Below are 12,048 nucleotides of genomic sequence, written 5' to 3'. Positions count from 1 at the left end.
CTATTTTTGATTAGAAAATTATAGAGATACTTATAGAAGGCAATCTATTGTACTGATGGGCAAATTAGGCATATTTCCACATAACGAAATAATCATAAGCCATTGATAATCAAGTGAAATACTGAAAGTAACCACAAAACAGGGCTGATGCACCGCAGCATTTGATAGCACGACAAACAAAAAAAGAGCCGGCATGCCGGCTCTCTTCAAATGGACTACTTGGTCAGCAACAAAGGCTCACACCTATGCTTACATACCATCCACCTTCAAATTGTTCTTCAACAACTCCGTAATGATCTGACCATCATTACTGCCCAAGTCCGCCATCGTTACGCCTTTCAGCAAGATTTCCTGATCAGCCGCGGCGGCATAGTTACTCCCGCTAAAGCCACCCGCACTGCTAACCTGGATCAGGGTATCGCCACCACTAGCAGTAAAGTGCAAATACTTGTCCAGCGTAGCCGGTGACTCGTTCTGCAGCAGGTCACGCAGGTCCAGCACATCGCCTTCGCTACGGTTGAAGTCCGTAATGGTGTCGCGAACCGGGGCACCGGGGCTGCCGCCATCGCCAAGATGCCACACGAAAGTGTCCTTGCCGGCGCCACCCGTCAGCGTGTCGTTCCCCTTGCCACCTATCATATAGTCGTCGCCCGGCCCACCATTGAAGGTGTTGTCACCCGCCAGACTCGCATCACTCACATTTGCGGCCAACCCACCTGCCAGCATACTACCGATAGGGGGATTAACCTTCAGCGTTGCCGTTGCAGTGTCAGTTCCCCCCTTGCCATCTGTCACGGTATACGTGAAGTGAGCCTCTCCGCTGTAGTTACTCTCAGGCGTAAACACCACCTTCCCGTTTACCAATGCCACCGTTCCATGGGTAGAGTCTTGCACCGACAGGATTTGCAGCGTATCGCCGTTCGGATCCGTATCATTACCCAGCAGGCTGACTGGCTCAATGGTCAAGGGAGTACCTTCCGTGGTGACCAATGGGCTGACAGTCAACACTTGGTAAGCACCACCTTCCTGACGCAGCTCGGCCTTGAATACAGCAGCGCCGCCCTGGTCCCAATAGAAAATCTCGATACTCTGCTCACCGCCCTGGGTGATGGTAAAGCTGGCAAATTCGCGCGTGGTTGGCCCCTGGATACCATCAAACTTACCGGCTTCCTGGCCGTTGATGCGAACCACAAAACCATCATCAGCATACACGCGGAAATTGTACGTACCTGGGGCCAGGTTGATTTTGCCTGCCATCTGCACAATAGCGTCCGACGTGGCAGTGTAGTTGGCGGTGGTCTGCAAATCACTGACATTTTTACCCAAAAAAGTTGCCAGGTTGCCAGTACCACCGAGGTTGTTGCTAACCCCGCCGAAACTCAAAGTATTGGCCTGGAATGTCGCCGTCGCCGTGTGATTTTTGGCAAAGGTCTCGACCTGTGCAACAGAAGTCAGGTTAGCCCCATCCGGCCCCTCACGGTAACCCCAGTAATTACTGGTCAGCGGGCTCATCACATAGTTATCGTCGATGGCATCGGGCGCATTATTCAGTTTCAAACTATTACCGGTACCAGCGTTACCTGCCAGATCGGTATAACTGCCATTGCTCACCGTGACCACCGGCTGGGCGGTGCCGCCCTGCGTCATGGTAGCAGTCCAGGTCTTGCCTCCATCAGCTGTCGCCAGCGTAGCCGCATTCAGTGTGCCACCCGTGATCGCGACGTCGCTAGCGGTAAAACCGGTCACCGCCTCGCTGAAGCTAAAGGTCAACGTGACGGTTTCACCTGGCGACAAGGTACCGTCGCTAGAGGTGATCACCAGCGACGGGGCGCTGGTATCCACACTGTAACCTTCTGCAGTCTCGACAGTGGTACTGTTGCCGGCCACGTCGGTAGTGGTCACTTTGGCATCAACACGCTTGTCACTATCTGCCACCAGGTCTGCACCAGGGATATTGATGGTGAAGCTCTTGTCAGCCGCCACGGTACCGGAGAACTGTTTGCCGTTAACGGTCAGGGTGACGGTGTCGCCCACTTTTACGTCACCACCTGCCGTACCGCCGACCGGAATCTGCTGGCCGGCTTCGGCCGCGTTGATCACGTCGTCAGCGGTGATGTTGGGGTTCAGCGTGATGCTGGCCGCCGGTGGCGCTGTATCCAGTGTGGCGTAGTCGCTAGATGACGGCGACACCTTGCCATCCAGATCGGTAAGCGATGCAACCACCACTAGCCGGCTACCTTCTGCCGGGCGAGTAACCGTACTATCCCAGTAACCAGCAGCAATATCCGCCGCAGTGAGCACATGTTGCTGTGGCGTACTACCCGGATTGTTATCGGTTAGCGTAATGATATCGCCCACCTTGGCAGCCGTAGGTACGGCCACTCTTACGGCTACCGTCGCGCTGTTGCCTACCTCCTGGGCATTAAGGAATCCATCATTATTGATATCGGACAAGATGGTAATGGTAGGAGCAGGCGTCCCCGTCACCACCAGCGGTGGCTGAATCTCCAGGTGCAAGATACCGGTGTTCGTTGCAGTACTACCGTTGGAAGCCTCGGTAGCGGTGTCGGTCACATTAAGCGCCAAGGTACCGGTATAGCTGCTTGGCAGATACAAATTGGCAGAGGCCAGCTCGCTGGCAGGAATCGTAACGGCACCGCCGCTTGGCGTATAAGTACCACTGCTCGTCACAATCGTGCTACCTGCTGGCAAATTGCCAAAGGTATAAGAAAGCGACTCCGAGCCATCGGTATCTACCAGTGCACCACTGATATAGTCAGCCAGATGTACCTTGGTATCGACAATATTGTTACCAGCAATCAGCCCGGTGCAACTGGTCATCCCCACAACATCCAGCAGAACGCCTCGACCCCCTGGATCAAAGCTGGACGCATCGGTACGCAACGTAATGGTATGGCTATTACCATCACCAGCAATGTTGACTTTGACGTTGTGCCAATCAAGATAGTCCTGAGGGCTGGTGAGCTCAATAGACTGATACAGCACCCCATCTACATAAATACCCAAGCGAGTAAAGTCTGCAGAAAAACCGGGGCGCCCGGCCGCTGCAAAATCCAGCTGGTACAACTCTCCGGCTGTTGTAGCAATAGTTTTGGTAATACCGATAGTTTGCCCTAACTCAGGGAGCGTCGAGTCGTTGAGCTCGATGAAATTCTTCCCCCCTCCAGGCGCAGCTTGCACAGCAATATCTTTACCCGCCTGGTTACGCATCAGGTCACCGGTAGACCAGACTTCGAAGCAATTGATTCCTGCTGACCCTGGTGGCCCATCTACGCGTGTCCACCCATCCAGAACATTGCTCTCGGTATAAGCAGTACTCACACTATTCGTATTCGGTACGCTTTCCCAGCTAGCCTCGCTGAACTGCTCGGTTTTATCGTTACTGATGATGGTTAAATCCGGCTTGTCAGCCACGGCGACAACCGTTATCTGCAACTCGGTGCTGGCACTATTGCCATGATCGTCGATAGCGGTATAGGTCACCGCCGGCACGGTACCGCTCCAGTGCAAAACTGGCGTAAAGGTATATGCACCATCCTGCTCCAGGCTGAATGTACCAACGCCCGCAATCACGACCGTATCACCAGGCTGATGAGTAGTCGCACCACCATCCAGACTGAAGCCTTGTACCGTCATGAGTTCTCCGGCACTAACCGTGTCGTTAGCCAGAACATTGCCGGTGATGATCGTGTCCTCATTCCCGCTGCCCGTATCTGCCACCACGCCAGGCCCTTTGATATCGATGATGGCACTATCGCTACCTGGCAGGCTGCTATTACCAGCGGCATCCACGATGACGGCACTGACATTCAGCGTACTGCCATCTGCCGGTAATGGCGTCGTGGCGGTGACGTAGCCGTTAGCTTTGTCAGCGGCACTGATCACCACATCCTGGGTAACGCCATTGGCAGTGATCTTCACTACATCGCCAATCACGACTTTGTCAGGATTAAAGGCAACCTGGAGGTCAACGGGCCCTTGTGACTCAGCCGCATTGATAAAGCCATCGTTGTTGGCGTCTTCGGTGATGGTAACAATCGGAGCAACACCGTCATTGGGAATCACCGTATCAATCACGACCGGTACCGTAGTGCTGGCAGTATTGCCGGCTGGATCGGTAGCGGTCACCTGGAAGTTGGCCGCACCTTCCGGCAGCGGCTGCGTCGGGGTCACGCTCCAGCTGCCGTCCGGTTTCACCGTGGTGGTCAGTACTTCGCCGGTCGGCGTGGTCACCGTGATGGTGTTGCCCGGCTCGCTGACGCCGCTGATGGTCGGCGTATTGTCGTTGGTGACGCCATCGCCCTGGGTGCCGCTATCGCTGCCCGGGTCGAGCTGGGCGGTGACGGTCGGCAGCGTGGTCTGGACGCTGTAATCCTCGGTGTCGGTGGCGGTGCTGCTATTACCGGCGGCGTCGGTGGTGGTGACGCTGGCGTCGATCACCTTGTCGCTGTCCGCCACCAGGTCGGCGCCAGGAACGTTGATGGTGAAGGTCTTATCGGCCCCGACCGTACCGGTGAACTGCTTGCCGTTCACGGTGAGGGTAACGGTATCGCCGACTTTGACGTCGCCGCCGACGGTACCGCCGACAGGAATATCTTGGCTGGCTTCGGCGGCGTTGATCACGTCATCGTCGGTGATGTTGGGGTCTAGCGTGATGCTGGCTGCTGGCGGCGTGGTGTCGATGGTGACCGGCACCGTGGTGCTGGCGGTATTACCCGCCGGGTCAGTGGCGGTCACCGGGAAGTTGGCCGCACCTTCCGGCAGCGGCTGCGTCGGGGTCACGCTCCAGCTGCCGTCCGGTTTCACCGTAGTGGTCAGTACTTCGCCGGTCGGCGTGGTCACCGTGATGGTGTTGCCCGGCTCGCTGACGCCGCTGATGGTGGGGGTGGTGTCGTTGGTGACGCCATCGCCCTGGGTGCCGCTGTCGCTGCCCGGGTCGAGCTGGGCTGTGACGGTCGGCAGCGTGGTCTGGACGCTGTAACCCTCGGTGTCGGTGGCGGTGCTGCTATTACCGGCGGCATCGGTGGTGGTGACGCTGGCGTCGATCACCTTGTCGCTGTCGGCCACCAGGTCGGCACCGGGGACGTTGATGGTGAAGGTCTTGTCGGCCCCGACCGTACCGGTGAACTGTTTGCCGTTGACGGTGAGGGTAACGGTGTCGCCGACTTTGACGTCGCCACCAACGCTGCCGCTCACCGGAATGTCTTGCCCGGCTTCGGCGGCGTTGATCACGTCATCGTCGGTGATGTTGGGGTCTAGCGTGATGCTGGCCGCTGGCGGCGTGGTGTCGATGGTGACCGGCACCGTGGTGCTGGCGGTATTACCCGCCGGGTCAGTGGCGGTCACCGGGAAGTTGGCCGCACCTTCCGGCAGCGGCTGCGTCGGGGTCACGCTCCAGCTGCCGTCCGGTTTCACCGTAGTGGTCAGTACTTCGCCGGTCGGCGTGGTCACCGTGATGGTGTTGCCCGGCTCGCTGACGCCGCTGATGGTGGGGGTGGTGTCGTTGGTGACGCCATCGCCCTGGGTGCCGCTGTCGCTGCCCGGGTCGAGCTGGGCTGTGACGGTCGGCAGCGTGGTCTGGACGCTGTAACCCTCGGTGTCGGTGGCGGTGCTGCTATTACCGGCGGCATCGGTGGTGGTGACGCTGGCGTCGATCACCTTGTCGCTGTCGGCCACCAGGTCGGCACCGGGGACGTTGATGGTGAAGGTCTTGTCGGCTTGCACCACGCCGGTGAACTGCTTGCCGTTGACGGTGAGGGTGACGGTGTCGCCCACTTTGACGTCGCCACCCACGGTGCCGCTGACCGGAATCTGCTGGGTGGCTTCGGCGGCATTGATCACGTCATCGTCGGTGATATTGGGGTTCAGCGTGATGCTGGCCGCTGGCGGCGTGGTGTCGATGGTGACCGGCACCGTGGTACTGGCGGTGTTGCCGGCCGGGTCGGTGGCGGTAACCGGGAAGTTGGCCGTACCTTCCGGCAGCGGCTGCGTCGGGGTCACGCTCCAGCTGCCGTCCGGTTTCACCGTGGTGGTCAGCACTTCGCCGGTCGGCGTGGTCACCGTGATGGTGTTGCCTGGCTCGCTGACGCCGCTGATGGTCGGCGTGGTGTCGTTGGTGACGCCATCACCCTTGGTACCGCTGTCGCTGCCCGGGTCGAGCTGGGCGGTGACGGTCGGCAGCGTGGTCTGGACGCTGTAACCCTCGGTATCGGTGGCGGTGCTGCTATTACCGGCGGCATCGGTGGTGGTGACGCTGGCGTCGATCACCTTGTCGCTATCCGCTACCAGGTCCGCGCCGGGGACGTTGATGGTGAAGGTCTTGTCGGCCCCGACCGTACCAGTGAACTGCTTGCCGTTCACGGTGAGGGTGACGGTGTCGCCGACTTTGACATCACCGCCAACGCTGCCGCTCACCGGAATGTCCTGCCCGGCCTCGGCGGCGTTGATCACGTCATCGTCGGTGATGTTGGGGGCTAGCGTGATGCTGGCCGCTGGCGGCGTGGTATCGATGGTGACCGGCACCGTAGTGCTGGCGGTGTTGCCGGCCGGGTCGGTAGCAGTCACCGGGAAGTTGGCCGCACCTTCCGGCAGCGGCTGCGTCGGAGTCACGCTCCAGCTGCCGTCCGGTTTCACCGTGGTGGTCAGCACTTCGCCGGTCGGTGTGGTCACCGTGATGGTGTTGCCCGGCTCGCTAACGCCGCTAATGGTCGGCGTATTGTCGTTGGTGACGCCATCGCCCTGGGTGCCGCTGTCGCTGCCCGGGTCGAGCTGGGCGGTCAGCACCGGGGCTTTGGTATCTACGATAACCGGCAGGTTGGTACTGGTAGTATTTCCTGCCGGGTCGGTCTCGGTGACATTGATAGAATTGTTGCCGTCAGGCAAGGGGCGTGTCGGCGTAGCCGTCCAGCTGCCATCCGGGTTGACCGTCGTGGTAACGACCTCACCCACAGGCGTGGTGATCGTAATGGTGTTGCCAGGCTCACCGGTACCGCTGACGGTGGGCGTGCTGTCATTGGTGATGCCGTCGCCTTTGAGGCCGCTATCACTGGATGGATCCAGAAGCACCGTCAGGGCGGGGGGCGTCACATCCAGTACTACCGTGGCTGGTGCGGCAGCATCAGCCAGTACAATACTGGTAGTGGTATCCGACACAAGCTGGGCACTGAGCGACAGTGGCTGGATATTCTCGGCGATACGCGCGATACGGACAAATGAGCTACCACCGTCTTCACCCGAGCCCCCTGTCAGGCCTGCAGCGGTAGGTTCAAGCGCTTGCAAGGGGTCTTGGGTACTTTCAAGTGCGGCCAATACACTACGGGCATCTTGATTAAGCGGTGCAATGGCTGTATCGGTATTATCTGTCGGTGCTGGAGAAAATACATCGTCGGTGATACTGATACTTCGCTCTTCCGCAATTCTAACAATATTACCATTCATACCCCGCAGTTCGATAAATGAATCAGCGGGAACAACAAGTCGCTCACCAGCAAAAATTCTATCGCCCACCTGCAATATCCGGGTTGAACCATCAACCGCAACGGCCAGAATTTTCCCAGAAAGTGCTTCGACAGTACCTTGAACGCTTGTCGCATTAGCCATGATAAAAGCCCCAAACATTGTTGTAATAATCAACAATGTATTGGGGCTCTCAGAACCTACCTATTGTACCAATGGGCAAAATCGATCAGGCGGCCAATTTCAATAATAACTGTATCCTGTCTGATACATCGAACTTGGCAAAAATCGCAGTAAGGTGAGCCTTTACTGTGCGCTCTGAAATATCCATTTCTTTGGCAATAAGTTTATTGCTCTTGCCCATTTTCAAGTACTGTACAACCTCCCGCTCTCTTTCGGTAAGTTGTGCCATTAAATGATGCTGCGGCTTGGCTAATTGGCCAAAGCGCGCACAAAGCTGCTGCATCAGGCCGACCCCAACCCATAAACCGCCCGACTCAACAACTGCCATGGTTTGTCGCAGCGTTTCCGGGGCGGCAAAGGCATGCAGATAGCCCGCCGCACCGTAGCCGAGCCAATCTACTGCAGCGGCATCATTTGGTGTACTACTTAATACAATAACCCGGACCGGGCCAAAATCACCCTTGCATAACCGCTTGATCAAATCTGGGTCCTGATTATCACCATCAATCCAAACCAGATCTCCCTGGCGAAAACGAGTATTACTTGGCAGATCCCATAATGAAGGTTGCACTTCTATAAAACTACCCAGCGCCGCAGCCAAATGCTCTTGCAAAGAGATACTGGAGGATATCAATAAGGTATACATATTATCGCTCACTCAATGCCTGTGCCTTTGCCCGCAAAACAGGCTTGAGCAAATAGTTCAGCACGCTTTTATTACCGGTAATGATATCCACCTCAGCGGTCATACCCGGAATAATAGGCAATTTTCCCTGATTACCCAGATGCGATGAGTCTGTTTTCACGCGGACAACATAATAAGTATTACCCTTCTCATCCGTAATCGAGTCGGCACCAATTTGTTGCAGAGAACCTTTTAAGCCACCATAGATGGTCGAGTCATAGGCGGTGAAGCGCACAAAAACACGCTGCCCCGGGTGCAAAAAGGCAATATCGCGTGGCGATATCTTGGCCTCAATCAGCAAGGACTCATCCAGTGGCACAATTTCCAGAATATCCCGCCCGGGCTGAACCACACCACCCACCGTATTCACCAGCAAACGCTTGACCTCGCCACGTACAGGAGAGCGCACCTCGGTCAGCTTTACCTTGTCCTGCAAGGCCGCATTGCCCGCACCCAGCGTGCTGAGCTTGGCCAAAGTCTCGGAGAGCTCAGTACTTGCCTGGTTGCGGAAGGCCAACTCCACTTCCTGAATCTTGCGGGATGCTTCACTGATGGCTGACTGGATCTTGGGAACCTGCGCGTTGGACATATCGCGCTCGCCACGGTAGCGCGATACATCCCGCTCCAGGCGCAGGATGTCCACTTCTGACACCGCACCAGACTTCAGCAAAGGGCGAGTCACGTTCAGCTCCCGCTGAGTCAGATCCAGCCCTTGATTAGCCTGGTCACGCCGCGCGCGTGCTTCGTTCAGCTCCTGGCTGCGTTGCGCCAACTGTTGACGGGCAATGGAAAGGTTAGCCTCCAGCTCCATCCGTTTAGACTGGTAAAGGTCCATTTCCTGGCGCGCGATCTCTGGCGCCCTGGCGGTAACTTCTGGGGGCAGACTAAACGGTTTGCCTTCGGACAAAGCACGCAAGCGCGCAGCCTTGGCTTGCAAGGACAGCAGCTGGGACTGGTTTTCGTTAAGCGAAGAGACAAACCGGGTGTTATCTACCTGCAGCAATAGTTGGCCGCGGTCGACAATATCGCCCTCTTTCACCAGGATTTTTGATACCACCCCGCCGTCAAGGCTTTGCAAATGTTGCACCTGGCTGGTGGGCACAACCTTGCCCTCGCCACGTGCCACTTCGTCCAGCGTGGCCAGGGCTGACCAGAGCAGGGCACACACGATAAACAGGCCAATGGTCCAGATGAACAGGCGCGGGCGACGCGGGTCTTGTGTCAGGATGGCCCACTCGGCGTCCGAGGCAAAATCTTGCCTGTCTTGCAGGTCTTCGGCCGACGACCAGCCCAGAATCTTCTGAATCAGTGGGTTGCTGGTATTACGCAGCTTCTCCAACACGCTACTTAGCCATTTCATGCTTGCGCCCTCCCCACTTTACCCTGCTGCAGGGCCAGCACCACTTCTTGCTTGGGGCCATCGGCCAGAATACGGCCTTGATCAATCACGATAATCCGGTCTACCAGATCCAGCAGCGCAGTATGGTGCGTTACCAGAATCAGGGTCTTGCCAGCCACAATTTTCTCGAACGTGCGCTTCATGGCAGCTTCGGTACTGTGGTCCATATTGCTGGTGGGCTCATCCAGCAGCAATATCGGCGGCGCGTTCAATAGCGCGCGTGCAATGGTAATCGCTTTGCGCTGCCCGCCAGATAATGACTCGCCGCGTTCGCCGATAACCATATCAAAGCCATCGGGGTGCGCGTTGATAAACTCGGTCAAGCCGGCCAGCTCGGCTGCGGCCGCAATGGTGGCGTCGTGCACATGCGGCTGGCCCATGCTGATGTTCTGGCGCAAGGTGCCATAGAACAGCACCGGGTCTTGCGAGACATAACCGACGTGGCGGCGCAGCTCGGCCGGGTCTACCTGCTGCACATTGACACCATCGATACGTACCGCGCCCTGTTGCGGCTGATAAAGCCCCATAACCAGCTTCTGGATAGTGGACTTGCCCGAGCCGACCCGGCCAAGAATGGCAACCCGCTCCCCCGCCTTGATACGGAACGTCACATTATGCAAAGCGCCGAGCGGGCTATTGGGGTAAGTAAAGTCCACACTATTGAATTCGATATCGCCATTGAAGTGTGTGCGGTGAAAAAACGTGCTTTCGTGCTCACGTTCCACCGGTTGTTTCATCATGCCTTCTAGCGATGTCAAAGACGATTTCGCATTGTTGTACTGAGACATCAAGCCGGTTACCGCGCCCAGCGGGGCAATGGCCCGGCCAGCCAGCATGGAGCAGGCGATCAGGCCGCCGACAGAAGTCTGGCCTTCCTTGATCAGGTAAACGCCCACCACCAGGATGGCGACAGACATCAGCTGCTGTATAAATGCCGCCAGGTTCATGGTCACTGCAGACAAAAACTTGAGGCGGCTACCGATCTGGGCCAGGAAGAGTGTGGCCTTTTCCCAGCGGCCTTGCAGCTCGCCTTCGGCACTCAGCGTCTTGACGGTCTCCAAGCCTACCAGACTTTCCACCAGATGCGCGTTACGCTGAGCGGAGGCGCGGAAAGTACTTTCAGACAGCTCGTGCATCTTGGCTTGCACAATGTAGGCAAGCAACAGCATGAGCACGATGGCCACTACCGGCGGAATCACCATCCACGGGGAAATCCACAGCATCACAAACAGGAATAGCAGCGCGAAAGGTACGTCGACCAAAGTAGTAATCGTGGCCGATGCAATAAAATCGCGCAGCGACTCAAAGGCACGAAGGTTGGCCGCAAATGCCCCTACCGAAGCCGGGCGCGCTTCCATACGGATGCCCAGCACGCGCTCCATGATCAGCGCCGACAGCATCACATCTACCCGTTTGCTCGCCAGATCGATCAGATAGCCACGCGTTAGCTTCAGCACAAAGTCGAACACCAGCATGAGCACGACGCCAGCAGCCAGTACCCACAGCGTATCAAACGCCATATTGGGTACCACACGGTCGTACACATTCATGGAAAACAGCGGGAAAGCCAGTGCAAAGAAGTTCACAAAGAAGGCGGCAATCAGCGCATCGCGATAGAGCGGGCGGCCTTGCAAAACGGCATGCCAGAACCAGTGTTCGCTGCGCGCCTTTTGCAACTCCGGCACACGCTTTTCAAAACGGAAACGCGGCTTCACCACGATAGCCAGGCCGGTATAGATGGCCTGCAACTCTTCCAGCGTCATCACCTGGATCGACTCTGGCAGCTCGCCGGGGCTGATGTGGAAGCTACCATCACTCCCCACCTCCCGAAGCAGGCAGGCTTGATCGTTTTTCAGAATCAGTACCGCGGGCAGCAACACGGCGGGTAGCTGATTCAGCGGACGGCGCAATACCCGCGAGGCCAAGCCTGCGCGACGGGCCGCGCGCGAAAACATGGAAGGGCTCAGACGCTGGTCTTCCATGGGAATACCGGCGATCAGCGAGTCTCGCGTGGTAGTGACACCATGTAGGCGAGTCAGCTCGAACAGACAATCCAGCAGGGGGTCGAGATGCGTGGCACGCAGGGTAATTCCTGCGGTAGTGGGGCTAGTTTCAGGCTTATCCATACGCTCTTTTCAAGGTGTGGCCTTGCTTTTCGTTATTCGGCAGCTCGCTGTGCGGCACTTTTTTTATATCGGATACATTATCAACAAGGCATGCCAAACCTGCAAGCATCATTTGATTGATCTTTAACAACCTATTGCCAATTATAGAAATTGCTATCCGGAAAAAGAAAAGCCAGCAT

4 protein-coding genes are annotated in these 12,048 nt (G+C 57.1%); all 4 read right to left on the bottom strand.

Annotated features, from left to right (window positions below; genetic code table 11):
- Positions 1-249: 249 nt before the first annotated feature.
- Positions 250-7,620, bottom strand: a complete 7,371-nt coding sequence (locus LCH97_RS14070; protein WP_227302246.1) for a retention module-containing protein — start codon at positions 7,618-7,620, stop codon at positions 250-252.
- Between the two features lie 85 nt (positions 7,621-7,705).
- On the bottom strand, positions 7,706-8,317 hold the full coding sequence (locus LCH97_RS14065) for a response regulator transcription factor (protein ID WP_227302245.1): 612 nt from the start codon (positions 8,315-8,317) through the stop codon (positions 7,706-7,708).
- Positions 8,307-9,704 (bottom strand): HlyD family type I secretion periplasmic adaptor subunit, encoded by a 1,398-nt coding sequence (locus LCH97_RS14060; protein WP_227302244.1) that lies wholly within the window; start codon positions 9,702-9,704, stop codon positions 8,307-8,309. Before LCH97_RS14060 ends, LCH97_RS14065 begins: the two co-directional genes overlap by 11 nt.
- Positions 9,701-11,869 (bottom strand): type I secretion system permease/ATPase, encoded by a 2,169-nt coding sequence (locus tag LCH97_RS14055; protein ID WP_227302243.1) that lies wholly within the window; start codon positions 11,867-11,869, stop codon positions 9,701-9,703. Before LCH97_RS14055 ends, LCH97_RS14060 begins: the two co-directional genes overlap by 4 nt.
- Between the last annotated feature and the right edge of the window lie 179 nt (positions 11,870-12,048).

Source organism: Vogesella sp. XCS3 (assembly GCF_020616155.1).
Classification (GTDB): Bacteria; Pseudomonadota; Gammaproteobacteria; order Burkholderiales; family Chromobacteriaceae; genus Vogesella.
This window is presented reverse-complemented; position numbering and strand designations above follow the sequence as displayed.